Source organism: Vreelandella sp. 162(4c), from assembly GCF_058152265.1.
On the sequence record NZ_CM176981.1, the window covers coordinates 5,116,106 to 5,142,575 of the forward strand.

General features: G+C 55.0%; 21 protein-coding genes and 1 rRNA gene. 9 read left to right on the forward strand and 13 right to left on the reverse strand.

The genetic code is table 11. The features are described 5' to 3' along the window. Nucleotides 1-8 precede the first annotated feature (8 nt). Nucleotides 9-3,908: an ATP-binding protein gene (locus AC4EYZ_RS23625; protein WP_022523262.1), complete on the forward strand. Its 3,900-nt coding sequence runs from the start codon at nucleotides 9-11 to the stop codon at nucleotides 3,906-3,908. Between the two features lie 21 nt (nucleotides 3,909-3,929). Here the strand turns inward: AC4EYZ_RS23625 and AC4EYZ_RS23630 are convergent, their stop codons facing one another. The 4 genes from AC4EYZ_RS23630 to queC are packed head-to-tail and all read right to left on the reverse strand — an operon-like array spanning nucleotide 3,930 to nucleotide 6,404. Next, entirely contained in the window at nucleotides 3,930-4,187 is a 258-nt protein-coding gene (locus tag AC4EYZ_RS23630; RefSeq protein WP_022523263.1) for a YkgJ family cysteine cluster protein, read from the reverse strand. Continuing rightward, on the reverse strand, nucleotides 4,184-5,035 hold the full coding sequence (locus tag AC4EYZ_RS23635; protein ID WP_022523264.1) for a 6-carboxytetrahydropterin synthase: 852 nt from the start codon (nucleotides 5,033-5,035) through the stop codon (nucleotides 4,184-4,186). The genes AC4EYZ_RS23630 and AC4EYZ_RS23635 overlap by 4 nt, the downstream gene beginning before the upstream one ends. Further along, a complete protein-coding gene (gene queE, locus AC4EYZ_RS23640; protein ID WP_022523265.1) occupies nucleotides 5,035-5,691 on the reverse strand; it encodes a 7-carboxy-7-deazaguanine synthase in 657 nt (218 codons plus the stop codon). Before queE ends, AC4EYZ_RS23635 begins: the two co-directional genes overlap by 1 nt. After that, nucleotides 5,691-6,404: a 7-cyano-7-deazaguanine synthase QueC gene (gene queC, locus AC4EYZ_RS23645; protein WP_022523266.1), complete on the reverse strand. Its 714-nt coding sequence runs from the start codon at nucleotides 6,402-6,404 to the stop codon at nucleotides 5,691-5,693. Before queC ends, queE begins: the two co-directional genes overlap by 1 nt. A gap of 221 nt (nucleotides 6,405-6,625) precedes the next feature. On the opposite strand from queC, the gene AC4EYZ_RS23650 reads away from it, so the two are divergent. Further along, the gene (locus AC4EYZ_RS23650) at nucleotides 6,626-7,042 is read left to right on the forward strand and encodes an SRPBCC family protein (RefSeq protein ID WP_022523267.1); all 417 of its coding nucleotides are present in this window, start codon (nucleotides 6,626-6,628) and stop codon (nucleotides 7,040-7,042) included. Nucleotides 7,043-7,079: 37 nt separating this feature from the next. Here AC4EYZ_RS23650 and AC4EYZ_RS23655 read toward each other — a convergent pair whose 3' ends face one another. From AC4EYZ_RS23655 to AC4EYZ_RS23695, 9 genes are all read right to left on the reverse strand, one after another. Further along, complete coding sequence (locus AC4EYZ_RS23655; protein ID WP_022523268.1) at nucleotides 7,080-7,319, reverse strand: DUF2789 domain-containing protein; 240 nt, start codon at nucleotides 7,317-7,319, stop codon at nucleotides 7,080-7,082. A gap of 88 nt (nucleotides 7,320-7,407) precedes the next feature. After that, nucleotides 7,408-8,484: an asparaginase gene (locus AC4EYZ_RS23660; RefSeq protein ID WP_009286913.1), complete on the reverse strand. Its 1,077-nt coding sequence runs from the start codon at nucleotides 8,482-8,484 to the stop codon at nucleotides 7,408-7,410. Between the two features lie 25 nt (nucleotides 8,485-8,509). Continuing rightward, the gene (locus tag AC4EYZ_RS23665) at nucleotides 8,510-9,718 is read right to left on the reverse strand and encodes an MFS transporter (protein ID WP_022523270.1); all 1,209 of its coding nucleotides are present in this window, start codon (nucleotides 9,716-9,718) and stop codon (nucleotides 8,510-8,512) included. 8 nt (nucleotides 9,719-9,726) lie between these two features. After that, nucleotides 9,727-10,230 (reverse strand): hypothetical protein, encoded by a 504-nt coding sequence (locus AC4EYZ_RS23670; protein ID WP_022523271.1) that lies wholly within the window; start codon nucleotides 10,228-10,230, stop codon nucleotides 9,727-9,729. Nucleotides 10,231-10,325: 95 nt separating this feature from the next. After that, the gene (locus tag AC4EYZ_RS23675; protein ID WP_009286911.1) at nucleotides 10,326-11,582 is read right to left on the reverse strand and encodes a DEAD/DEAH box helicase; all 1,257 of its coding nucleotides are present in this window, start codon (nucleotides 11,580-11,582) and stop codon (nucleotides 10,326-10,328) included. Nucleotides 11,583-11,854: 272 nt separating this feature from the next. Further along, nucleotides 11,855-12,361, reverse strand: a complete 507-nt coding sequence (locus AC4EYZ_RS23680; protein ID WP_022523272.1) for a helix-hairpin-helix domain-containing protein — start codon at nucleotides 12,359-12,361, stop codon at nucleotides 11,855-11,857. A 65-nt stretch (nucleotides 12,362-12,426) separates the two neighbouring features. After that, nucleotides 12,427-13,011: a PqiC family protein gene (locus AC4EYZ_RS23685; protein ID WP_022523273.1), complete on the reverse strand. Its 585-nt coding sequence runs from the start codon at nucleotides 13,009-13,011 to the stop codon at nucleotides 12,427-12,429. Nucleotides 13,012-13,021: 10 nt separating this feature from the next. Then, complete coding sequence (gene pqiB / locus AC4EYZ_RS23690) at nucleotides 13,022-14,707, reverse strand: intermembrane transport protein PqiB (RefSeq protein ID WP_022523274.1); 1,686 nt, start codon at nucleotides 14,705-14,707, stop codon at nucleotides 13,022-13,024. Then, on the reverse strand, nucleotides 14,700-16,073 hold the full coding sequence (locus AC4EYZ_RS23695) for a paraquat-inducible protein A (protein WP_009286909.1): 1,374 nt from the start codon (nucleotides 16,071-16,073) through the stop codon (nucleotides 14,700-14,702). Before AC4EYZ_RS23695 ends, pqiB begins: the two co-directional genes overlap by 8 nt. A gap of 345 nt (nucleotides 16,074-16,418) precedes the next feature. Between AC4EYZ_RS23695 and AC4EYZ_RS23700 the strand changes: the two genes are divergently transcribed. The 7 genes from AC4EYZ_RS23700 (at nucleotide 16,419) to AC4EYZ_RS23730 (ending at nucleotide 26,405) form a co-directional block, all read left to right on the forward strand. Then, nucleotides 16,419-17,396 (forward strand): calcium/sodium antiporter, encoded by a 978-nt coding sequence (locus AC4EYZ_RS23700; protein WP_027957440.1) that lies wholly within the window; start codon nucleotides 16,419-16,421, stop codon nucleotides 17,394-17,396. 276 nt (nucleotides 17,397-17,672) lie between these two features. Further along, nucleotides 17,673-19,088 carry a cytochrome ubiquinol oxidase subunit I gene (locus AC4EYZ_RS23705; RefSeq protein WP_474191857.1) on the forward strand — a complete coding sequence of 472 codons (1,416 nt, stop codon included), beginning with the start codon at nucleotides 17,673-17,675 and terminating at the stop codon, nucleotides 19,086-19,088. A 2-nt stretch (nucleotides 19,089-19,090) separates the two neighbouring features. Next, nucleotides 19,091-20,092 (forward strand): cytochrome d ubiquinol oxidase subunit II, encoded by a 1,002-nt coding sequence (cydB, locus tag AC4EYZ_RS23710; protein WP_009286907.1) that lies wholly within the window; start codon nucleotides 19,091-19,093, stop codon nucleotides 20,090-20,092. Between the two features lie 3 nt (nucleotides 20,093-20,095). Next, a complete protein-coding gene (gene cydD, locus AC4EYZ_RS23715; RefSeq protein ID WP_141441032.1) occupies nucleotides 20,096-21,769 on the forward strand; it encodes a thiol reductant ABC exporter subunit CydD in 1,674 nt (557 codons plus the stop codon). Beyond that, a complete protein-coding gene (gene cydC / locus AC4EYZ_RS23720) occupies nucleotides 21,766-23,496 on the forward strand; it encodes a thiol reductant ABC exporter subunit CydC (RefSeq protein WP_474191855.1) in 1,731 nt (576 codons plus the stop codon). The genes cydD and cydC overlap by 4 nt, the downstream gene beginning before the upstream one ends. A 27-nt stretch (nucleotides 23,497-23,523) precedes the next feature. Next, entirely contained in the window at nucleotides 23,524-24,516 is a 993-nt protein-coding gene (locus tag AC4EYZ_RS23725; RefSeq protein WP_027957439.1) for an adenosine deaminase, read from the forward strand. 356 nt (nucleotides 24,517-24,872) lie between these two features. Continuing rightward, nucleotides 24,873-26,405: ribosomal RNA gene (locus AC4EYZ_RS23730) — 16S ribosomal RNA — on the forward strand. Nucleotides 26,406-26,470 lie beyond the last annotated feature (65 nt).

Genomic DNA, 26,470 nt, shown 5'->3' on the forward strand with positions numbered 1-26,470 from the left:
TGTTTATCATGCGCGATGCTCGTGAGACAGACCAGTTAACTCTCTTTGGTCACTTTTCGCTTACCCAGGGCGAAGACGTATTAACCCACTTTAGCTACGACAAAGTGAAGGCGCTGCTCGTTTATCTGCTGCTGCATCGTCAGCCGGTTAACCGCGCCGCGCTGGCCGAACTGCTGTGGCCTGACCAAGGGTTATCCTCAGGCAGAACTAACCTGCGTCACGCGCTGCACTGTTTACGCCAGTCGTTGGGGGAGAGCGCCGACCAAGTATTAAGCGTCTCCCGGCAAACGATTGCCTTCCAGCTTCCGGCCAATTGGAAAGTCGACCTGCATACACTGCAACAACTGCTTGAAGGGCCGCGCGACTTGGATACCCTGGAAGCACTGATGACCTGTTACCAAGGTGACCTGATTGAAGAACTTCAATTGGCCACCTGTAGTGAGTTTCAGCGCTGGTTAGTCCAGGTGCGCAATGAGTGGCGCCAGCGCGTCATTCGTTTTGCTGAACAAGTACTCGAAGCACATACCGATGTGCCTGATCTGATCCTGGAAACACTGGTCAGTCGCTTTTCCGGCTATGGCCCGTTTCATGAGCGCTTGGTTCGCCAACTGGTTGAACAGAATCAAATGGCCGCCGCGCACGAGCAGTATAATAGCTACTTGCAGCTATTGGCGTTGTCAGGCCAGCAGCCTGAACCTAGCTTCTTACAGTTGGCAAACTACTGGTCTGACGGCCACCATGATCCGCGCATGATGAGTCCCCAGGGCGCGTTTTCCCGCGCGCTGGCGGCAGACAGTAAACCGCTGCGTGAAGATGAGATTGAGCTGCGCCAACTTTCCGTGATGGCTATCCGGCTGCGCCTGAAAGGGGAGTGGCAAGACCGAGCCGCGACCCGACATTGCCTCACTCTGCAGTTAGAGCTGTTGCGATGGCTAGAGCAGCAGTGCCATCACTTGGGCGGCTTCTGGCTGCCTGGCGCCACTGGCGGCTTGGGGCTGGCGTGTTTCGGTACCCATGGGCCTGCTCACCAACTGGCTGAGTTAGTGGCGCTCTATGAGCACTGCCGTCAGGCGCTTCCCCAGGAGAGTGCTCGCCACTGGTCTGGCGAAGGCGAAGTGCCGCAATTTGAGTTAGCTGCTGGTTTGCACAGTGGGCAAGTCGTCTACTTGCCCGAGCGGCAATTGGCGGACCCGCTGGGGCAAGTCACCCAAACCTCGCTGGAGCTAATGAGCGCAGCTGAAGGCAGTGAGCTGGTTATCTCACAAGAAGCCAGTCAGCACATGCCGCCCGCGCTTGATCTACAGCCACGCTTGGTATCGCGTTTGGTGGCTAGCGATGGTCGCGTTCGACTGCGCGCTTTAGTGCTGGGCCTAAACGAAGGCGGTCGCGATGCACTGCCGCCTAGCCTGGTTGGGCGTGAAACCTCGCTGCGTACGCTGCGCGATGCGTTGGCGCGGGCAGGTATAGGTTTGCGTCAAAGCGTGTTAGTTCGTGGGGCATCTGGCATGGGAAAATCGGCGCTGATGGTCGGTTTCCGCCAGTTAGAGCTTAGTCGCGATGCGGCAATTTGCTGGCAGCCCACCACGAGGCTGTCGGTGCTAGATCCCTACGGCGTTGCCCGGACTCTGGTGGGCTGGTATCTCAAGCAACCGCTGACTATCGAGGCGATTCACGAGCTACAGGCAACGCTTGAGTTTGACCAGCTTACGCCCGAGCGTCAGCACCTGTTGGAAGAGGCGCTTGGGGTGCACGAAGTTCAGGAGATCACCCAGCTTGCCCAAAGCGGTGAAGCCGTTGAATTGGTGGTGATGTTGCTGCACCGCTTAATCGAGCGCCAGGCGACCACTCATACCCTGGTGCTGATGGTCGATGATTTACAGTGGCTTGATGAGCCGTCGTTTAAAGTGCTCGCGGGGCTTCAGGCACGTTTACCTATCAATACCGCCTTCATGTTGGTGGCTAGCCACCACGGCCGAGAACTGCTGCCGGTGAAGCTACATTGGGATCAACAGATTAGTTTGGGGAATCTGGATCCGCAGCAGTCTTCACGGCTATTGTCACAGCTGTCACGGCGCTACCGCATTCATTTGAGCCCACGGTTACGTAACCAGATTATTGAGCGCTGCGATGGCGTGCCGCTCTATATGCAGGAAATTTGCCGGCGTCTGGATATGGATCGTCGCGAAGGGCGTAGTGTCCAGTTCGATGAACTGCCCAAGGGGTTGTTAGGGCTGCTGGCAAGCCGTATTGATCAGCTTGAGGGTGACCGCGAAATTGCCCACGTAGCGGCAGTGCTGGGTAAGCGTTTCCGGTTGGATTTCCTACTGGAGTGTAGCGGCTGGGAAAAAGGGCGACTTAACCAGGCTCTCGAACATATGCGGGCGCTGGAGATTGTCGAGCCGGTCGATAAAGAGAGCGGCGAGCACGAATATCAGTTTAGCCACCAGTTGCTGCAAGAAGCTGCCTACCTTTCTTGCCCGCGGGATGTGCGGGTCAAGCTGCACCAACAGGTAGTGACCCTAATAGAGGAGCGCTTCCCTGTCTGGATTAGTCGCCACCCCGGCGATTTTGCCACTCACCTGCGCCGGAGCGGTCATTATGCCCGTGGTGCACGCTATTTCGAATTGGCCGCCCGTGAAGCGCTCAAGGTGAGCGCCAACCGAACCGCGCTACGCATGGCCGATTTCGGTTTGGCGAGCTTGCGCCACGTTGAGCATGAGATTGAGCGTGAAGTAAGTCTGCTCACCGTGCGTGGTCAGGCGGCGTTCTCACTTGAGGGCCACGGCTCGCCTACCGCTCACGAAAGCTTTGTGCGTGCGAGGGAACTGCTGCGCGAATCGGGTACCGATAGATTGGAGGATCCAGAAGATCTTGAGCAGATATTCCTAGTCAAATGGGGGCTTTGGGTGGGGCGTAGCCAGCGCTATGCTCATGCCGATGCCTTTGCACTGGCGTCGACGCTCGCTGATCTTGCTTCACGCCTTGAAGACCCTCGCTATCGTCGGTTGGCCGATTATGCCCGGGCCAACTGTGAGTACTGGGCGGGTCGCATTCAGCAGGCTCACGACCATTTAGATGAAATCGATCCGCTCAATGCGCAAATGATGATCGAGTGGCTACCGTTCTCTGATCATCCACAAGTTTCAGCCGCCTGCTTTCAGGGCTGGGCGCTCTGCCTGCGTGGTGATTATCAGCGTGCCGAGCGGCAAGTTTCGGCGGCGATTCGGCTGGCGGAGAAGATTGCTCACCCCGGTACCTTGGCGCTGGCGCTGCTATTTGCCGCTGCGCTCTATCGTCAGCTAGGCCACGTCCATTTGGCCGCGCGGCATGCGGAGCGGGCGGCGGCAATGACCGGAACGCCCGATTTACAGCTGTGGCAAATATCCAGCCAGTGTATTCTTGGTTGGCAACGAGCTTTGGCTGGTGATACTACCGGGTTGACTCAGTTACGCGAGAGCCTGGATCAGATGGCGGAGCTGAACGGCCGTGACCGCTACCAGCGGCCGGTGCTGTGGTACTCGGATGCCTGCATTGAACTAGGCGAGTTAAATGCCGCAGAGGAGTACCTCGATCAGTGCTTGGTGATTGCCCGTGAGCGTACCACGCTATTTTTGCCCGAATTAGCCACCCAACTGGCTAAAGTGCGTGATCTGCTTGGACACCCCGCCAATGAAGTCAAGGCATTGGCTGAGATGGCGATAAACCAGTCCCGCGAGCACGGCAATCGCCACCAGGAGCTAGCGGCCCTTGAACTATGGCTGACGCGTATTGAGCCCAACGACCAGCAGGCGAAAGAGAGTTTTAGGCAGTTATTGAGCGAAGTCAGCCACAGCGATGCGCCGGTGCTAACCCGTTGGATCAGCTTGTTGGATCGCCGTTTGCCTCGGCCGGTAGGCGCTGAAGGTTGATAAGCTAAAGCAGGGTGCTCTTTAACGGGTGTCCTGCTCCAGCCACGTCAAGGTGGCGAGCGCCTCTTCCCGGTTCTCGCCGCACACACTAGCGTCAAAGTTAAACCGCTCGCAGACCCTGGGGCGGCTCGGATCCCCGAACAAACGGCACAGGTTATCCTCGTCTAACTGCACGCAGCGAACGCCCGCCGGCTTGCCCTCAGGCATGCCGGGGATAGCTGAGCTAATTGAAGGCGCGATGCAGCAGGCGCCACACCCCGCACGACACCCTTCACTCATAGCCTAGCACTTGGACTAGGTGAACATACGGCAATCGCGCCCTTGTTGATGCCCTCAAAGGCCTGGATACGCGTGGTTACGCCGCTTTGCGTGGCAACCTCTTTTGCCAGCCAGGCGGCGATATTTTCTACCGTGGTGGGGCCGGGGAGGACTGCGCATAGCGACTGTGGCAGCGTAATGGAGAAATCACCTTGGGCGGCGCGATAGCCGCAGGTAAGGAAATCGTTATCCCGTGAGGTGATATCCGCCTCTTCAAGCAGGTAGCGATTTTCCAGCCATGCGGCCCACTGTTGTTCGAGCGTAGGTTGACGCAGCTCTTGCTGAAAGATGTGTAGCCGTGAACGGTGGCCGTGAGCGATACGCTGGCAGTTGCCTAAATGGCGCTTCAGGCCGTGCGAGTAGCCATAGGCAGCGCCATCGACGGCCTCGTCGCTAAGCGTAAGGGTAACCTGATGGACATTCTCAGGCCGTTCTTCAGTCAGCTGCTGACTTAAGTGCTCCGCGACCGTGTCAAGCTCAATGGTTTGCCACGGCAGCAGGCTAAACGCCTCCTTGGGGCCGCGCACTTCCATCGGATAGGGCGTGGTGGTTCGCACGCACACACCTTCGGGGCACTCCGTCACCGTGACCCCAGGCGCCTGAGTAGGTACCAGCAGAGTATGATCGAGGCCGCTGTCTAGCGTGCGCTTGATCCACGGCTTGACTTCACCAAAATCGAACAGCATGCCATCTTCGCCCAGCTCGCCATCCAGCACTGCGTCCACCTGCCAGCTGCAGCCTACTAGGCCGCGCTCGGAACACCAAAGGGAAACGTCAATATGGGTCAGTTGGTTCACGAATAGGGACATTAATCAAAACCTGCTAATTTGTGCATTTGTAGCGATAGGCGCCACTGGGGGTTAGCCATGCAGTAGGCGGTCGCTTCAGCAACGGTGGTCTTATCCTGATTGAGAGGGGCAAGATCCATCGGCTGTAGAAAGAAGTGGCGAAACCCTAGGCCTGAAAACTGCTCCGGGGGAGCGTCCACCTGAGGGTAGACAAGCTTTAACTCGTCGCCTTGGGTAATGGCTAGCGGATTGCTACCCTTAGGGCTGACACATAGCCAGTCAATACCTGGTGGCGGAGCCAGCGTACCGTTGGTCTCGACGGCCACCTCAAACCCATGGCTATGCAGTGTGGCAATCAGCGCTGCGTCAAGCTGCAGCAGCGGCTCGCCGCCGGTAAACACCACATAGGGCGTCGCGTGCGACTTGGCGTCACCGAGTTGGCTGGGCCAGAGCCCGGCAATGTGTTCAGCAAGGGCGGTAGCAGTAGCAAACTTGCCGCCATTGATGCCGTTAGTGCCAATAAAGTCAGTATCGCAAAAGGTGCATTTAGCCGTCGCCCGATCAATTTCACGGCCCGACCACAGATTGCAGCCGCTGAAACGACAGAAAACGCTCGCTCTGCCCGCTTGAGCACCTTCCCCCTGGAGGGTGTAAAAGGCTTCTTTGACCTGATACATCAGCGCTGACCTACTGCGCTGTCTACGCTGTAAGCCAATGGATCGGTAACACCGTTGGCGGCAAAGGCGTCCAGCCGCTCGCGGCAGCTGCCGCATACGCCGCAGGCAAGTTCACGGCCTTCGTAGCAGGTCCAGGTATGGCGGTAATCCAATCCCATTGCCAAGCCTTCACGCAGTATGTCGGCCTTGCTTACTTTGAGATAAGGGGCGTGTAGCTTCACTGGCTCGAAGTTGGCGATGCCCGCGACATGGTTCATTGCCTCGACGAATTCGGGGCGGCAGTCGGGGTAGAGAATGTGGTCGCCGCCATGGGCACCGTAGTCGACTCGTTCTGCGCCAATGTTCACAGCCTTGGCAATCGCCAGGGAGAGCAAGATCATATTGCGATTGGGTACGACGGTAGCGCGCAGGTTGTCCGCATCATAGTCGCCCTGTGGCATTGCTTGGTCTGGATTGGTGAGCGCCGAATGATCAATCAGGCCGTGTATGGCGCGAATATCGACTACTTGATGGGGTAGCCCCAGCGAGGCGCACACTTGGCGTGCAGTGTCGAGTTCGCGAGCATGCCGCTGACCATAGTCAAACGAAAGCGCGTGTACGCTAAGCCCTTCTCGCAGCGCGCGATGAAGCACGGTAAAAGAGTCCATTCCACCGGAATAGATAACGACGGTTGTGGTGGCTGTATCAGCCGCCACTGGGGGTATTGATGACATGAGAAAACACTCTTTGTCGGAGAATTTATTAATCGCGAGCAGCGTTTAGCTGACGCGGCGTTCCGGGGTCCGGTCCGGAAGGGCGGCAGTTTACGCAATAGCCGTTAGTCTGACCAGTTCTAGCGCTGACCATGTACCTGGTTGAAGTAAAAAAGTGCGTAGGCGGGCAGCATGAATATCAACATGCTACGCTATCCATCCATGTCGTTAGAGGCGAACCAATGGCAACTATTGAACATAGTGAAATCATTAACGCTCCGCCCGAACGAGTGTTTGAACTATTGCGTCGTGTCGAGGATTTTGCCGATTACTCGGATCTGATTCGCTCAATAGAAACGCTGGGCGAAAACCGTTACCGCTGGCACGTACGTGCCGTGGGCATGGACTGGGCGTTTGATGTCATGGTTACCGAGGTTCAGCCGCCTTATGTGCTTGCCTGGGAGTCCTTGGATGGTGTGAAGAACCAGGGACGTTATCGCCTTCGCGAGGTGCCAGAAGGTACCGAAGTGGCATTAACGTTGAGCTATGAAATTCGCAACCGCTTAATGGAGAAAGCCGTCAACAAAGCGGCCAAGCCACTAGTCGGCAAAGTCAGCCGACAAATTCTTGAGCGCGTTGAGGCACGTTTAAATCAGTAGCGCCGCTTAGCAGCGCATTGGTGATCAGGCCACCGACTTATTGTGGTTTATGCATTGAGGCGTCAAGGTGGTCAACGACCTCTGCCCAGTCGGCATCTTCATCTACGGCTTCTTTCAGAAATTCTGCCTGGCCCTCGTTCCAGCAGGGAGCTTCAGACAATGGCATCGTTTCCGGAAGTGGGGCGTTGCGCTGGATAAAGCGCTCGATTGAAGCTGCATCAGATGCCAATCCCAACTGCTCGAATAGTTCGCTGAAATGGTGTACCGGCTTTTCCATAATCTGTTGCTCCTTCAAACGGTTAGAATGCTCCCTATAACATAGCTTGATTCTCAGTCTGCGCCAGCACACAAAAGCCTTTGTTTGATCAACGTTCGCCAACCAGTGGTGTTAAAAAGCGCTGTCGTTGATCTTCTAACGCGAGTGGCTGGGCCAGTAAATGGGCTAGCTTGGTGAACGCCGCCTCCGGCGTCATATCATCGCCTGCCACAACGCCTGCATCGCTCAGGCCGTGACCTGCCGCATAAGCACCCAGGTGGACACTGCCCTGCGGGCACTGGCTAATGGCGGCAAGCAGTTTGCCTTCGCCGGTGGCTCTGGCAAGTACGTTAAGCAAGTGGGGATCGTCGGGGAGGTTGCCCGCGCCCCAGAGCTGAAGTAACGCCCCTTTTACCCGTGAATCACTCAACCAAGCATCCAGCTGCCAGGCTGCTACGCCCGGCCAAAGAGCGATGCGCACGATCTCTCCCTGATTGACCAGGCGGTAGTCGGGGAGCTCGAAACGTGGCGCGCCACGCTGCTGCAGGCCAAGCCCACGGCTGGGGTAATAAACGAAATCGTCGCCTACCCGCTCGCCGAGCAGTGGGTAGTTAGGGCTTGCGAAGGCGTTGGCTGCTTCGCTGTGCTGCTTAATGGCGCGGGCACCCCGCAGCAATTGCCCTGCAAAGTAAATCGCCACTTCTTGGAGCTCAGGCTTGTCAGCGAACTGCAGCGCGCCGTGCAAATTGTGCAAGGCATCGCTGTCGGGCGATTCTAGTGGCAACATCGAGCCCGTGACGACCACTGGCCGATCTAGCCCCTGGAGTTGATAGGCGAGGCTGGAAGCGGTCCAGCTGAGTGTGTCAGTGCCGTGAATAATCACGAAACCGGCGAAGGCCGTTAGCCGGTCGTCGATATCCTGGGCGAGCTGTTGCCAAGTGAGCGGGGTGGCCGCACTTGAGTCAATCAACGTGGTGTAGCTGACGACCTTATAAGGTGGAAGGGATTGCTGTTGGGCAAGCGGTAGCTGGCTCAGGGCCTTTGCCATGCGAGTGGCAAAGTCACCGCTAGGCGCAAGCCCTTCAGCATGCTGTTGCATACCGATAGTGCCGCCGGTGTAAATGACTAATATTCGCTCTTGGGCGGGAACGCTGCTGGCAAGAGGGGAGTGAGGGATCATCGCCATCTCCTGGGGCTTTGTGCGAAACCTGCTAAGTGGGTCTTACGCGCTGTATCAAAAGTTCGCCGCTCTGGTCATCTAGACGCTGATTACGGCCCGCCAGTAGCGCAAAGCCACAACAAACCGTGATCAGAATAATCAATAACCAAGCGATTTGTGATGTGTTGGCGCCTGTTTGCAGCATAACTCCCACACCAAAAGGCCCAAGTGCTGCCAGTGTATAACCACCGCCCTGAACCAGCCCAGAAAGCTGACCGGCAAGGCGGGAGTTGGCCGTGCGTAAGACGAGTAGGCTCAGTGCCAGGCTAAAGCTGCCACCTTGACCGATACCCAGTAAAGCGGCGCCTGGCCATTGCCACACTAATGGCGCAATAAGTAGCATCCATAGGCCAATGGCGGTGCTAAGCAGCACAGCCAATAGCGCGGGACGCTGGTCACGCCCCATTCGTGCAAGCCAGGGCGCGCCTAGCGCGGAGGCTAGCTGGCACATAATCGACACCGCCATTGTCCAGCCCGCATCGGCCTCGTTATAACCGCGATCAACCAGCAGAGTAGGCAGCCAGCCAAATACGATGTACGCCATGGACGATTGAATGCCCATGAACAGCATGACGTGCCAGGTAAGCGGTTGCTTAAGAAGCCGTAAAATACCGCTTTTGGGCGCTGTCGGCGTGTTGGTCATTGTGGTTCGGGGCATTTGGAAGTGCCAAAGCACCAGTGCGAGCAGCGCCAGCAGTGACCAGCTCATCAAACTCGCCTGCCAACTGCCGAGCAGTTGCGTTAATGGGACGCTAAACCCAGCCCCTAAGGCGCCACCTAAGCAGAGCGCCATGGTGTATAAACCGGTAAGCAGGTCGGCACTATCGGGAAGTTCACGCTTAACCAGGGCCGGTAGCAGGGTGCCGCCAATGCCGATCGCACAGCCTGCCATCGCCGAGCCAATAAAGAGCCCACCGGGGAAAGGTAAACCACGTAAAACCAACCCCGCAGCCAGTAGCGCCAATGCCGAACTTAGCGCCCGTTCACTGCCTATACGTCTAGCCAGGGCAGGGGCAAGCGGGGCGGAGAGGCCTAAAAACAGCACGGGTAGCGTGGTGAGTAACCCCGCAGCGGTAGCGGAAAGCCCCGCGCTTTCTTGCAGGCGAGTAAGCAGTGGGGCAACCGAAGACATGGCGGGGCGTAAATTAAGCCCCACCACGACCATCAGCAAAATAAACGTAATCGAGCGACGCGTTGCCATACGAGTACTTACTTAAGCTGGGGACGCAAGTCTCCGCGAACGGCATCGAGTAGCGTAATAAAGTGGTAATCCTGGGGAGTGTCCAGACAGTCGACCCTGACGTTTGTGCGCATGCCTTTATCCATATTCAACTGGTCAAATATTTCTAATGTAAGCTTGCGAGCAGGTTTATCGCCCGGCGCCATGATGCCATCTTCAAGGGTAAAAGTTTCAAGCAGGGTGACACGTACGCGGGTGCTATTGCCTTCGCTCAGTACTCGGCGTACAAAAAGCCAGCCTTCGCAGGGGAGGGCGTGGTTGTCATCCCGTTGACGCAAGAAAATCGTGCGGTAGCAGGCCCCTTCGGTCGAGGCCTTTTCAGCCATACTGCGGTAGGCTTGAAGCACCTGATTAGCTGACGCACGGGCGTCCTCTAAACGCTGCACGATCCCTTGATGTTCGCGGCTGAGTTGCTCTTGACGTTGGAACGTCAGCCATTGGCGATACTCGGCCATCAGTTGAGAAGACGCCATAATCACTCCGTGAAAAGTATTGGCTAAAATAGCTGCTGGAAACAGCGGCTTGGAATATGCAAAGGCGACACCTTCGCATATTCCTGCGCTCTGAGCTAGCGCCGCGCGCGGCGTTTACGCTCGCCGCCGGTATTGGCACTCTGGCCTTCGGGCTTGCGTTTGGCGCGAGGCTGACGTTGGTTGCGTCGACCATTCTCGATGGGCTCAGGTTTGATACTGGGGTCGGGCTCAAAGCCAGGTTCAATGTGCTTTGTTAGCTTCTGCTTGATTAGCCGCTCAATATTGCCCAGCAGGGCATCTTCATCGACACACACCAACGAAACGGCTTCGCCATTGCTGCCCGCACGGCCTGTGCGGCCAATGCGGTGGACATAATCTTCCGCCACGTTGGGTAGGTCAAAATTGACGACGTGGGGCAACTCATTGATATCCAGGCCGCGAGCAGCGATATCGGTGGCCACGAGTACCTGCAGGTCGCCGCTCTTAAATGCCGTTAGCGCGCGAGTGCGAGCTCCCTGGCTTTTATTGCCATGGATCGCCATGGAAGGGATGTCCTGCTTGGAGAGCTGCTCTGCAAGGCGGTTAGCGCCATGTTTGGTGCGCGTAAATACCAGAACCTGGAACCAGCCGTTCTGTTGAATTAAGTGAGCCAGCAGTTCGCGCTTCTTCTCGCGGTCGACACGGTAAATGGCCTGCTCAATTTTGTCGGCTGTGGCATTCCGTGGCGCTACCTCAATCATCGCCGGGTTATCCAGCAACTGTTGTGCCAGGGTTTGGATCTCGTTAGAGAATGTCGCCGAGAACAGCAGGTTTTGGCGCTTTTTAGGCACCAGGCGCAGCAGGCGCTTAATGTCGTGAATGAAGCCCATATCCAGCATACGGTCAGCTTCATCAAGCACTAAAATCTCAACGCAGGAGAGATCCACATGCCCCTGCTGGTGAAGATCCAGCAGGCGGCCAGGGGTAGCTACAAGTACATCCAAACCGGCTTTTAGGGCATCGATTTGAGGCTGCTGGCCAACGCCACCAAAAATAATGTGGGAGCGCAGTGCCAGATGTTGACCGTAGGTCGACACGCTTTCGCCTACTTGAGCGGCAAGCTCACGGGTAGGGGTTAGCACCAGTGCACGTACCTGACGCTTTGTAGGTCGTTTGCCGGTATTTAGACGTTGCAGCATTGGCAGCGTAAAACCAGCGGTTTTACCCGTGCCGGTTTGGGCGCTGGCCAGCATGTCACGACCTTCTAGTACGACGGGGATAGCCTGTCGTTGTATCGGGGTAGGCTCGGTGTAACCTTGCGCTGTAACAGCGCGTAATAAATCGGCGTGCAGGCCAAGTTCAGAAAAGCTCATGCGTTCTCCGCAGTCACCTAGTGAGTTAATACCGGTAAGTGGCTGTTATCACTAGATGTAATGTTCAAAAAGCGAGGTTGATTCACCTTCGCGGCAGCGAAGTCTGCCAGATAATTCAGTGTGCCGCGATGGTCGTTGGGTAGCCGTGGATGACCGTGACAGGAGACGTGAAGGTTATAGCGCCAAGCAGCACTATCATCCTGGTGTGCACGGACACACCAGAAAACTACGTGTCAGTAATAAGCCGAGTAGTGTAACACGGTTATAGGGCCTCAGCTTGTTTCGCTGAATCGTTCCAGCGATGGGGCCTGGGCATGCAGTGGGATTAACCGCGCTAAAGTAGCCGCAGGCAAATCAAGCTGGGCCACTTCCTTGGGGGCTAATGTAAAAAAGTGCTCAGGGGTGAAAACACCAAGTTGAAACAGTTGGCGGGCCGTGGCTGGTCCTATGCCGTCGAGCCCCAGTAGTTGCCGCGCAAAGAGGGTGAGAAAACGACTGTTTTGCTGTTCATCAAAATCGACGCTAGCCATTTGATAATAGTGCCCAGCTTGAATAGTAATAAACTGCTCAATGCGCTGAAGCGCGGCTAGCGTTGTGGCATCGTGAGCCTGGGCTGCTAACTGATCGCGCAGAGCATCGTGGCTATTTAAAGCCGTTTCGAGGACTCCTTGAGTCGGTTCGCCCTCAAGCAGTGCCGTTACGGTATGCATTAGGGCGTTAATGGCATCGCGTAGTTGTTCAGCGGGCAGACCCGTGGTCTGGCTTGGTTCAGCTGGCATATTGACATCCCTGAGAGGGTTAGCATTAAGCGTAGTGCAGCAAACTCAGTTTAGAAAAGCACTGATTAATCAAAATAATCGCCCTGACGTATTTTAGTGGCGATAAGTTCGGCAGCTTGATCCCAGCTATCACTTAATGCACGCACCAGGGCGGGATAGCCATCTTCTGCAAGAGGCGTTTCGGCATAGAAAGTTTCCATCTCTAACAGCTCGCCGGCATCGTTTAGCAATTGCCATTGGCCGCTAGCCACGGCGATACCATCAAAGCGGCCCTGGAATTGATCTACGTTCAGGCGCAGGGTGAGGGCGTTGGATTGATCACCTTCACCACGCATAACCCTAAGTGTTGGCAACGCTTTGGATAGATTGGCGCGCACTCTCCGCTCTAATTGCCTGCCTAAGCCTTCTGCCCACTGGTGTTCCCGAGCGGCATTCAGTGTAATGTCGTCTAGCTGCATCACAATGCCGTCGACATCCAGGTAGTGGGCTAGCCGTGGTGCGCTCACTATAAGCGTACCCTCGGGCTGGCGGGGTGTGCTAGCCAATGGGTCGCTTGGCAGCATATAGCGAGCGGGGGGCGTGACACTGCTGGCGCAGGCGGATAGCAACAAGCAGATCAGCAGCAGTGAATATCTCATCCATGTAAACATCGTTCGCTCCTTAATCACGTGGCGCACGCGGTATGGGGTCTTGAGCATCCAGATTATCAAACAACAGTGCTCTGGGATTGTCGTTGAGCGTGCGAGTCAAAGGCTGCAGGTCACGCATCAAGCGATCCAGTCGCTCAATGGCGGTTGTCAGCTCTTGATAGGCCGGCGATGACGGCGATAGCCCCTGTAGCGTGCTGCGCAATTCCTCCAGGGTTGCGTTGAGGTTGCCGCCCACAGCCTGGGTTTCAGGATCATTGAGCAATTGATTAAGAGAGGCGCTCACGTCGCGAACCTCATTCAGCATGCTCTCAGAAGCTTGAAGGTTACTATCCAAACCGGTTAACAGCGGTTCAACCTCAAGGGCGTTTAGTTTCTCAAGTAGATCGGTTACCTGGGCCTGTATCTGAGCAAAGCCGCCGGCTACGGTGGGGAAGACATCTCGATCTGAGAAGCGCTCGGCGACATACTCATCGGCAAGGTCGCGGTGGAAGTTCAAGTCTACAAACAGAGCGCCCGTTAACAGGCTGCCACTTTTTAGCGAGGCGCGTAGTCCGAGGCCGAACATGCGTTGGAATCTCGCCTTCCACTCTTCCAGGTCAATATCGCTATTTTCGATCCCTAGGCGCTGAGGTTCGACTCTGATCAGTACGGGGATGGCAAAGCGTGCCCGTGAGTCGGGCTGCGGAGCGGTAAAGTTCCAGGGTACGGCAGCAACGGTGCCCATGCGTACCCCGCGAAACTCTACCGGTGCGCCTTTAGAGAGTCCGCGTACCGTTTCATCGACCAGCAGTACATACTCCAAATAACGATTAAAGGTTCCTTCCCGAGCGGCATCCTCATCAGCGTAGAGAGTGAACCGTGTGTTGGCTTCAACCGGCTGACCCATGGGCAGATCTTCGGGCACGCCGAAAGTAACGCCGCCACCCAGCAGCGCTTCCAATGACTCAACGTTAACCCGAACGCCGTCGGCGTCTAAGCGGAAATCGACACCGCTAGAGGTCCAGAAGCGAGTGCTGTCGGTGACTAAGTCTGTATATGGCTCCTCAATAAATAGCTGGTGCTGCATGGTGCGTGACTCAGGCTCGAAACTATTTTCTTCGATGCGTCCCACGGTGTAGCCCTGATAGGAGACCGGGTCACCGACGCGTAGTGAGTTACCTAACTGGCTCGTCAAGCTAAGACGCAGTCCCGCTTGGCCAGCGGGTGCAACAGGGGGGATATCGCTAACGGGGAATTCTCGCCGTGGTGCTTCCTCTGTGCCTGGCTCAAGCTGTATATAAGCGCCAGAGAGCACGGTACCCAACCCACTAATACCTTCACGGCCAATGCGCGGTTTAACCACCCAAAAGCGGGTATCTTCGCGCAGAAGGTCCTCCACTTCCGGCTGAATACGAGCGGTCAGCACTGCATGGGAAAGGTCGTCAGACAGGCGCACGCTTTGTACGCGGCCTACTTCAACATTACGGCTGCGAATCAGCGTATTGCCCGCCTCAATGCCTTCAGCACTCTCCATGGTCAGCGTCACCTGAGTTCCACGACTAGCGTAATTGTCGTAAACCAGCCATAACCCAATAGCAATCGCGACGATCGGTACCACCCAAATGGGCGATAATCTGGTCTGGCGCGATGTTTTGGCCTTATTTAGCTCCTGATCGTTAATTGGGTCAGTGTTTGACGATTCTGTTTCGTTAGCCATCAACAGGTTCCTTGGTGGCCGCTTTACGGCGAAGAAGAGGGTGACGATGTGGAAGAGGGGTATCCCAAATTAAGCGCGGGTCAAAGGTCATTGCTGCAAGCATGGTTAACACAACCACGGCGCCGAAGGCGAGCGACGCAGGGCCTGGCGTAATTGACATCAGGGAGCCAGCGCGAATCAGTGCCACTAAGATAGCCACCACGAAGACATCGACCATTGACCAGCGACCAATAAATTCTGTTAGACGATACAGCCGCGTGCGACTTTGAGCATTGAGCGCACTGCTACGCTTAACCACCAAACAAAGCCAAGTTAGCGCAACGAGTTTACCTACAGGTACGATAACACTGGCGATAAAGATAACCGCTGCGATCGGCCAGGAGCCCATCTGGATCAGTTGAACAACGCCACCAATAATCGTCGAAGGCGAGGAGTTGCCTAGGCTAGTAGTAGTCATAATGGGGTAGATATTGGCTGGAATATACATAATGGCAGAGGCGCCCAGCAGTGCCCAGGTGCGTTGCAAGCTGTTAGGAAGCCGCTGATGAAGCTTTTCATGGCAGCGAATGCAATGCCCATGGCCCTGGGGCGATAGGCGGTTAATCAGTCCGCAGGTTGGGCAGCCGGTCAGCCCTTGTTCACCAGCGGGTAGGCCTGTCCGGGTACCTTCGGGAGCCAGTGGTTCTCCCTCAAGCGAGAACCACATCCAATCGGCATCCAGGGACTGGCTTGTCATCAGCAGCAGCAGCGCAAATGCACAAAACGCCCAGAAGGAGATACCTATTTCCACATCGGCCAGGCCCGCTATTTTTATCAGGCTTACCAAGGCGCCAATAATAAAGACATCGGCCATCATCCACGGCGTTAAATGCGCCAGTGAGCGTGCAATATCGCGACTAAACGGCAGGGGGCGATCGCGAAGTAGTCCAAATTGAAGCCAAAGAACGCCAAGCAAATACACGGCTGGCAGCACCACTATGGTCATAATGACGGCGATAGCCACCACGGGTTGGTGAAAGCCAATCAGTGTGGTGGCGGTCTGGGTCAGCTCGATGCGGTTGCTTACTCCGCTGACCGTAAAGCTAATAAACGGAAACGACACTGCCAGCATTAGTGCGACAAGCGAGGCGATGGCCAGGGCCATACTGCGCTGAGCGGGGTAGCGATGGCGCTTAACCAACACGTGTGAGCAGCGTGGACAGCTTGCTTTCTCGCCAGAATTTAACGGCGGTAGCGCGGATACCCAGTCGCATTCGTGGCAGGCACGCAAACGCCGTCGCTGAGTTCTAACCTCAGGCGGCAAGCTGTCAACAATGGGGGCGTTGACGGGCAGTGGACGGCGCTTAATCAATTTTTGTGGGCGCAAAAACCAAAACTCTCAGTGCGAACCCCTAGCAAAACTACTAGGATGTGGCGGATTAAGCATGTCAAACACGCATTTTAGCAAGTCTATGTCACTGAAATAATGTTTAAAAACATAGTCTAGCCGCTTGACCAATGGGTTAGTTTAGACAACGATGCTGCGGCGCAATGGCGAACAGTTAGATTCGACCTGATTGGCCGCGTACTTCCGCGTCAGGTTTACGTGCTAGTGTCGCCATCATAGTGGCAGGCATTGCTAGTAATAGCATCTTACTGCCGTTGCAATGAAGTGTTGCTCAGAAGCACAACCTATAAACAGTACCGATCATTATGTCATGAAGGAAATGAAATGTTGCTTCCCACATTAGCAGTTGTAGTTGGATTGATCTTACTGGTTTGGAGCGCTGAGAAATTTATCGACGGCGCGGCGGCAACCTCTCGTTGGCTTGGTTTGTCACCCCTATTGATCGGTATGCTGGTGATTGGGTTTGGTACTTCGGCGCCGGAAATGATGGTATCCGTGCTGGCGGCGCTGGATGGAAATCCAGGTTTGGCGGTGGGGAATGCTTATGGCTCAAATATTGCCAATATCGGTTTAATTCTCGGCTTGGTAGCCCTTGTTGCACCACTGTCGGTGCACTCTAGCGTTATCCGTAAAGAGATGCCGATATTGATGCTGGTCATGTTAGCAACGGGCCTAATGCTGCTGGATGGATTCGTCGCGCGTTGGGAGGCCGTTGGCCTGTTGCTGGCATTGGTTGTCTTTATCGTTGTGAGCATTCTGCGTTCTCGCAATCAGTCCGACGATGCGCTGGTGTCTGAGGTCGCTGAAACCCTGGATAGCAAGCCGATGTCTCGCGGTAAAGCCATCATGTGGACGCTGGTGGGGTTGGTGCTGCTTATCGCTAGTTCGCGGCTTCTGGTGTGGGGAGCCGTTGAAATTGCACTGCGCTTTGGTGTGAGCGATTTGATTATTGGTTTGACCGTAGTCGCCATCGGGACGTCGCTCCCTGAGCTTGCTTCCTCGATTACTGCCCTGCGTCGAAAAGAGCACGATATGGTGCTAGGCAACGTGGTTGGGTCTAACCTGTTTAATAGCTTGGCGGTGGTCGGCCTCGCCGGTGTCATTGCGCCGATTGAGGCGGGGCGAGAGGTGCTCGTGCGCGACTGGAGCGTGATGACCGGTATGACGCTGCTGATGATCCTGTTTGCGTTTTCTTGGCGTGGTCGTCCGCGGCGCATTAATCGCTTGGAGGGGGGGATTCTGCTGGCGCTGTTTGTCGCGTACACCAGCTATATGGTCAGCGTCGTTATTATGTCGCGATAATGTCTACTTTGCCATACCGCACCGCAAGGGTAATTGGTGCGTCAATGCGACCCATCTTAGACATCCGGCTACTGTAATACAATGGCTGTCCAAGAGGGGCGCTAGTGACGGAAGCTAAGTTGCGTGAAGCAAAGTAACGCAGGAATAAGTAGTGTAAAAAACTAGCGTAAAGAAATAAGCTTAGTGCTTATAACTAAAAGTGCACTGCCATAAAGGCTCAACTAAGCTTGTGTTAGCCCATTGATGGGATATCGATTCAGGTCTTAGGAGAGTGAAATGGAACTTGATCCGCTGGTTTTATCGCGATTGCAATTTGCATTCGTTGTGTCGTTTCACGCTATCTTCCCCGTATTTACGATTGGTCTAGCGTCTTATATTGCGCTGCTCCATGGTCTGTTCTTCACAACGAAGAACCCTGCATGGGATCGTCTCTCGCTATTCTGGACAAAGGTGTTTGCCGTTGTCTTTGGGATGGGGGTGGTGTCAGGCATCGTTATGTCATTCCAGTTTGGCACTAACTGGAGCAACTTTTCCCAGGCCTCTTCGAATTTCCTCGGCCCCATGCTCAGCTATGAAGTTGTCACCGCGTTCTTCTTAGAGGCAGCCTTCCTGGGCGTCCTGCTATTCGGCCGCGGTAAGGTGCCTCAAGGGGTTCATTTATTTGCTGCCATTATGGTGGCGGTGGGCACCTTTATTTCTTCTTTCTGGATTCTATCCGCTAACAGCTGGTTGCATACCCCTGCGGGCGTAGAGTTAGTTGACTTCCGCTTCCACGTGACCTCCTGGAGCGAGGCGATCTTTAATCCGTCGTTTCCTTACCGCTTTATGCATATGGCCGTTGCCTCATTCTTGACCGGTGGCTTCGTTGTCGCTGGGGTGAGTGCTTGGTTTCTGTTGCGCGATCGAGACCCGGAAGCGAATCGCCGAGCTCTCTCTATGTGCCTCTGGCTGCTGCTTTTTTTGGCACCGACTCAGGCCGTCATCGGCGATTTTCATGGCATAAACACCCTGGAGCACCAGCCGACTAAAGTGGCTGCCATGGAAGGGCACTGGGAAACCTCTGGCAATGTGCCGCTGCTGCTGTTTGCCATTCCTGACCAGGAAGCACAAACCAACCACTTTGAGCTGGCTATTCCGAACTTGGCCAGCATTATCTTGACTCACTCTGTTGATGGGGAGGTGCCGGGGATTAATGAAGCGGCGCCTGAAGAGCAGCCGCCAGTGCTGATCGTCTTCTGGGGCTTCCGAGTTATGGTAGGGATTGGTCTGCTAATGATTGCGGTGGCGCTGACGGGGCTGGTGTTGCGCCGCAAAAGGCGTATCTATGACAAACGTCTATTCTTAAAAGGCCTGACGGCAATGATTCCCATGCCGTTTGTGGCTGTTTTGGCGGGCTGGATCGTCACAGAGTCAGGCCGTTCTCCTTGGTTGGTGTACGGCATGATGACCCATGCCGAGGGCTTAACCCCGTCGCTCACCGGCCCTATGGCGCTGTTTACGCTGATTGGCTATGCCTTGGTCTACGGCGTGGTGTTTTACGCGGGCATTTATTACCTCACCCGTGTGGTGCGTAACGGCATGCTGCCGGAAGAGGAACGCGAAACCACCGACGAGAACTTCAAGCGCCCCATGCGGCCTATGTCGGCGGCGCATACACCTTTTGATGATGACGTTGACCCGGTGAGGAGCTAGACATGGAAATGTTTGATCTAACGTTAGTTTGGGCCTTCATCATCGGTTTCGGCATCATGATGTATGTGCTTATGGATGGGTTTGATTTGGGGTTGGGTATTCTCTACCCCTTTGCTCCCGATGAAGATGCTCGGGATGTGATGATGAATTCGGTGGCGCCAATTTGGGACGGCAATGAAACATGGCTAGTGCTCGGCGGGGCTGGGCTATTAGGCGCTTTCCCACTGGTCTACTCGGTGTTCTTGCCTGCGCTTTACATCGGCGTTTTCTTAATGTTAGCAGGCTTGATCTTCCGTGGCGTGGCCTTTGAATTTCGCTTTAAATCTCGCCGTAACCGCCGCTGGTGGAACCGCGCTTTTTGCTGGGGGTCGGCGGTTGCCGCCTTTGCGCAAGGTGCCGTGGTAGGAGCCTATATCCAGGGCTTTCCGGTTGAAGATTTTGCCTATGTGGGCGGTGCCTTTGACTGGCTAACGCCTTTCTCGGTACTAACGGGGCTTGGCTTGATGGCAGGCTACGCGCTGTTAGGAGCAACTTGGCTAATACTGAAATCAGAGGGGCATGTGCAGGATTGGGCCTATAAAATCACTCCACTGCTCCTGGCACTGGTGCTGTTTGTTTTTGCGGTGATTAGCCTCTGGACGCCGTTTGTGAATCCTTTGGTCTGGGAGCGCTGGTTCGGCAATATTCAACTGATTTGGGTTTTCCCATTTGCTGCCTTGGCTTGCGCTTTTGTGGTTTTCCGTTCGGTGCAAAAACGGCGTGAAGGGGTGCCTTTCCTGGCCACTATCGGCATTTATGTCTTCACCTATTTAGGCCTGATCGTCAGTAAATGGCCGGTGATCGTGCCGCCGGATTATACGCTGTGGGATGCGGCTTCTTCGCCGGAGTCACAGCTGTTCCTGCTGGTAGGTATGGTATTCGTTATCCCGATTATATTGACCTATACCGCCTGGACCTATTGGGTGTTCCGCGGCAAGGTACGTGTAGGCGAGGGATACCACTGATTCATGGTAACTGAAGACACGCTTTCTCTTACGCCGCGCAGTTGGCTGCAAGCGTTGGCTAAGGGAGAGCGTAAACGCCTGCTTGGTTCAGCGCTTTGTGGCGTGTTGGCAGGTAGTCAAACGATAGTCGTGGTGGTTGGGCTTGCGTGGCTTATTGATCAGCTAGTGGTGCATCATCGATCACCCATTTCTCTATTACCGATATTTTCCCTTCTGGTGGGCAGTGTGCTGTTACGCGCTGCCTTTCAGTGGGGGCATGAAACATTAAGCCTGGAGGCGAGCCTGCGAATTCGACAGCGTGCCAGAGCTCAGCTGTTGGATAAACTGTCTGCCTTGGGCCCGGTGTGGCTTACCAATCAGCATAGCGGCTCGCTGGCAAATCAGGCGGTTGAGCATATAGATGCGCTGGAAGGTTATTTTGCGCGTTTTTACCCTCAACTGCGCATTACGTTCTGTTTGCCGCTATTGATTCTGGCGGTGGCGGGTTGGCTGGATTATCTGGTGGCGCTGTTCCTGCTGCTTTCTGCACCGCTTATTCCACTTTTTATGGCATTGGTTGGCATGGGAGCTGAGCGCCTTAATCGCGACCAGTTCGTTGCGGTATCGCGATTGTCAGCGCATTTTATTGACCGTGTGCGCGGTATGACCACACTGCAGCTTTTTGGCCGTACGTCAGCCGCACAGCAGGATGTTTGGTATGCCACGGATGGTTATCGGCGTCTTAGCATGCGTACCCTTCGGTTAGCTTTTCTCTCATCAGCGGTGCTGGAGTTTTTTTCCTCGGTCGCGATTGCGGTTGTGGCTATGTATGTCGGTTTCGGCCTGCTGGGCTATATCGAGTACGGGCCGGCAACATCGTTGACGCTTTTTTCGGGCTTAGCGGTGTTACTGCTCGCGCCTGAATTTTTCCAACCGCTGCGCACGCTTTCTCAGCATTACCATGATCGCGCGGCGGCACTCGGTGCCGCCGAGAGCGTGGTGAATATCCTCAATCAGCCAAGTTTGGTGAGTGGGCATCACTATATGGCTCCGCGGTCAGATAGGTCGGCCATTGAGTTAAAGGCTGCTTGCGTTGCTTATCCTAGCCGTGGGCAAGTGATAGGCCCTATCGATCTCACCATTCAGCAGGGTGAGGTAGTGGTGCTTAGCGGTGTCTCCGGTAGCGGCAAGTCAACGCTGTTAGCGCTGCTCGCGGGCTTTATCGCCCCAAGCGCTGGCAAGTACCTTCGACAAGAAAGTAGCCGCTATGCCTGGCTGGATCAGCAGCCCTGTCTCTTGCACGGCAGTTTGATCGATAATCTACGTTTGGCGGCCCCCGAAGCTTCCCGTGAAGAAATGCTCGCCGCACTGCATCGTGCTGGTTTTGGGCTGCTGTTAACTCAGCTACCCGAGGGTCTGGATACGTTAATCGGCGAGCGTGGGGTAGGGTTATCGGGTGGCCAAGCTCAACGCCTTGCCCTCGCGCGAGTGTATCTTAGCAATGCACCGTTGGTGCTCTTAGATGAGCCGACGGCGAGTTTAGATCAAGAGACAGAGCAGTTCGTGATGGCTGCTTTGCTTGAGCTTGCCCAAGAGGGGCGCACCCTGGTCATAGCGACCCACCATCCGGCCGTGATTGCCGCCGCTCAACGCCATCTAGCTTTTGAACAGGGTGAACTGGTAGAGGTGGCCTCATGATGACTATTTACCGTGACTTCCGCCCTTGGCTGCTGCTCTTAGTGCGCCGCCGCAGGCGCTTTTTGGTGGGCGCCTTGTTGGTTTGGGTCACCCTGATAGCCGGGCTTGCGCTGCTGGGGTTGTCGGGTTGGTTTATTACCGCCAGTGCTCTGACCGGTATCGCCCTGGCTCTGGGTATTCCCGCGCGACTTGATGTTTATATCCCCGGTGGCGGCATTCGCTTCTTCGCTTTGGCGCGCACCCTTGCGCGCTATGTCGAGCGTCTCTATAACCATAATACGGTGTTAACGCTGCTTGCCGACTTGCGTTATCGGGTATTTGGCCATTTAACGCGCTTTGACGATGCTCGCTTGCACGGTGAGCGTGCCAGCGACTGGCTGAGCCGTTTAACGGCTGATATCGACACCCTGGATAATTTTTATCTGCGACTCTTGGTGCCACCATTGGTGGCGCTGCTTGGTGTAGTGACTGTGTCGCTTTTTGTGGCTATTTGGTTGCCCGGTATTGCCGTGCTGATGGCGGTGACGCTGGGCTTGCTCTGGCTAGTAGCGACCTTGTTAGCGGCTGCCTGGGGATTTTCGCAAAGCTATCAGCAGGTGGTTGACCAGCAGTCGCTGCGCCGCCTAGTGGTCGACCAAGTACAGGCCTCGGCCGAGTTGATGAGCTATCAAACGACCCAGTGGCACCGGACGATGATTGCGACTCAAGAGCAGCAAGCGTTCGGCAATCAGCGCCGCTTGGGGCGTAAGGCGGCGCTAATAAACTGCCTGGTGAGTGTCATAAGCGGATTAATGGTAGTGGCAGTTGTGTGGTTCGCTAGCCTGGTATTTAGCCAGCAGCTGGTCACGGGCCCTGTTTTGGTGATGGTTGCATTGATAGTGCTGGGGGTGAATGAGGCGTTTATCGCACTACCTGCTAGCTTTATCAAGCTGGGCGCTAGCTATGCAGCGGTGCGTCGGTTAAATGCGCTAACCAGCGATTCATCGTCGGCTGCCCCTGTTGTTACGCTACCTGAAGATGTTGATCTCAGCGTTCAGGTTAATCAGCTCTCTCTGCGCTATGCGCAAACATTAGAGCCCGCGCTAAGGTGTATTAATTTTCAACTACCCGCTGGAAAGCGAGCGGTGATTACCGGCAATTCTGGTGCCGGAAAATCGTCTTTAGCCAGTGTGTTGATGGGACGCTTACAAGCAACTCAGGGTGAGGCGATGGTGGGTGGCGTGCCAGTGTGGCAGCTCTCGGTCGAAAGCCGTGCTAATCACTTTGCTATGCTCACTCAGCAGGTGGATCTGTTTGATGCCTCTATTGCTGAGAACCTGCGTATTGCCAACCCCACCGCAAGCGATGAAAACCTCTGGGAGGTATTGAAGGCCGTTGCCTTGGATGGTTGGGTTGAGCAACTGCCGAAAGGCTTAGCCACGTCGGTGGGCGAAAAAGGCCAGCAGCTATCGGGTGGTCAAGGTCGGCGTTTGGCATTAGCACGGCTAATGCTTTGCAGTCCTCAAGTGGTGATTCTTGACGAGCCATTTGCAGGCGTTGATGCGGTGACGGCAAACCACCTTGCGGCTTCCCTGGATCAATGGCTGCTTAATCGAACGGTTATATTCTTTGTCCATCAAGTTGGTTCACTGAACCCATTGCCTGGGGTCGAGTACCACTGGCATTTAGATGCCGGTAGACTTAGCCAGTTCGCACTTAAAGAATCGGTAATGAGCGATATTGATTAATTGATAAGAGATAGCCAGGAGCCCTCCATGCACGAATTTTTACGCAATCTTCCTAAAGTAGAGCTCCATTTGCATATCGAAGGCTCGCTGGAACCAGAGCTAATGTTTGCACTAGCACAGCGTAATGGGATTGAGCTGCCCTATACGACAGTTCAAGAAGCCAAAGATGCTTACCACTTCAATGATCTGCAGGGGTTCCTGAATCTCTATTTTCAGGGCATGAGCGTGCTGCGTAACGAGGAAGATTTTTACGACCTGGCGATGGATTATTTCAAGCGCGCGCGGGAGGAGGGTGTTGTGCATATCGACATGCACTTTGACCCCCAGGCGCACCTACAGCGTGGTGTGCCGCTTGAAGTGGTAATGGCTGGGCTATTAAAAGCTAAGCAGGAGGCAGAGGATAACCTCGACCTCTCTATCGGCATGATTATGGCTTTTCTCCGCGACCGTCCCGCAGAGGAGGCGTTGCATGTACTTGAGCAAGCCGCTCCCTATTGGAAAATGCTAGATGCCATCGGTCTGGATAGCGCTGAACAAAACAACCCACCGGTAAAATTTGTTGAGGTGTTTAAGCGCGCTAAGCAGCTTGGGCTTGTGCGCGTGGCCCATGCCGGGGAGGAAGGCCCCGCAGACTATATTAAAGAAGCCCTGGATATCCTTGATGTTCAGCGCATTGATCACGGGGTGCGCTGTTTAGAAAGTGATGTGCTAGTTGAGCGTTTGCGCAGTGAACAGATTGTTCTAACGGTTTGCCCACTTTCAAACGTCAGCTTAAAGGTAGTAGAGGATTTGCGTGATCATCCGCTGCCCAAGCTTTTGGCTGAAGGGCTCAAAGTAACCATTAGTTCGGATGACCCCGCCTATTTTGGTGGCGGTATGTTGACCAATCACATTGCTTGCGCCGATGCGTTTGACTGGGATGAGGCGGTTTTTCGTCAGATAACCCGCAACGCCATTGAGGAAGCCTTTACTAGCCCAGGCCGACGCGAAGAACTTCTCGCTCGTTTAGCTGGGGTATAGCATTACAGCGCCTAGTCACACAGACTAGGCGCTGTTTTAATCAGATGCAGTGCTAGGTTTTTACTCATAAATATTCAAATCGCTGTTGACCCTGGCGGTGAATCGGGTAGTATACGCACACGTCAACGGGGCACGGCCTCATCGACTAGCTCTTTAACAATTTGATCAGGTAATTCATGTGGGCGCTTGCTGATGTTGGTGACAAATCACCCAATATCAAGGCAAGCGACTCAAGCAATAGGGTTTTAAAGGATTCGTCCTTTGGGATCTGTTTTGAATGAATTCGTTTGAACCTTGAGCCAAGTTTGGTTCGCTTCTGTCGCTTTCGGGTGGCAGGTAAGAACCGCATAGATCTTAAACTGAAGAGTTTGATCATGGCTCAGATTGAACGCTGGCGGCAGGCCTAACACATGCAAGTCGAGCGGTAACAGGGGTAGCTTGCTACCCGCTGACGAGCGGCGGACGGGTGAGTAATGCATAGGAATCTGCCCGATAGTGGGGGATAACCTGGGGAAACCCAGGCTAATACCGCATACGTCCTACGGGAGAAAGGGGGCTTTGGCTCCCGCTATTGGATGAGCCTATGTCGGATTAGCTAGTTGGTAAGGTAATGGCTTACCAAGGCAACGATCCGTAGCTGGTCTGAGAGGATGATCAGCCACATCGGGACTGAGACACGGCCCGAACTCCTACGGGAGGCAGCAGTGGGGAATATTGGACAATGGGGGCAACCCTGATCCAGCCATGCCGCGTGTGTGAAGAAGGCCCTCGGGTTGTAAAGCACTTTCAGCGAGGAAGAACGCCTATCGGTTAATACCCGGTAGGAAAGACATCACTCGCAGAAGAAGCACCGGCTAACTCCGTGCCAGCAGCCGCGGTAATACGGAGGGTGCAAGCGTTAATCGGAATTACTGGGCGTAAAGCGCGCGTAGGTGGCTTGATAAGCCGGTTGTGAAAGCCCCGGGCTCAACCTGGGAACGGCATCCGGAACTGTCAGGCTAGAGTGCAGGAGAGGAAGGTAGAATTCCCGGTGTAGCGGTGAAATGCGTAGAGATCGGGAGGAATACCAGTGGCGAAGGCGGCCTTCTGGACTGACACTGACACTGAGGTGCGAAAGCGTGGGTAGCAAACAGGATTAGATACCCTGGTAGTCCACGCCGTAAACGATGTCGACCAGCCGTTGGGTGCCTAGAGCACTTTGTGGCGAAGTTAACGCGATAAGTCGACCGCCTGGGGAGTACGGCCGCAAGGTTAAAACTCAAATGAATTGACGGGGGCCCGCACAAGCGGTGGAGCATGTGGTTTAATTCGATGCAACGCGAAGAACCTTACCTACCCTTGACATCTACAGAAGCCGGAAGAGATTCTGGTGTGCCTTCGGGAACTGTAAGACAGGTGCTGCATGGCTGTCGTCAGCTCGTGTTGTGAAATGTTGGGTTAAGTCCCGTAACGAGCGCAACCCTTGTCCTTATTTGCCAGCGAGTAATGGCGGGAACTCTAAGGAGACTGCCGGTGACAAACCGGAGGAAGGTGGGGACGACGTCAAGTCATCATGGCCCTTACGGGTAGGGCTACACACGTGCTACAATGGCCGGTACAAAGGGCTGCGAGCTCGCGAGAGTCAGCGAATCCCTTAAAGCCGGTCTCAGTCCGGATCGGAGTCTGCAACTCGACTCCGTGAAGTCGGAATCGCTAGTAATCGTGAATCAGAATGTCACGGTGAATACGTTCCCGGGCCTTGTACACACCGCCCGTCACACCATGGGAGTGGACTGCACCAGAAGTGGTTAGCCTAACGCAAGAGGGCGATCACCACGGTGTGGTTCATGACTGGGGTGAAGTCGTAACAAGGTAGCCGTAGGGGAACCTGCGGCTGGATCACCTCCTTAAACGATGCGTCACAGTCGGTAAGCGTCCACAATGAATTACCTGATCAGATATAGAGCAAACGGTA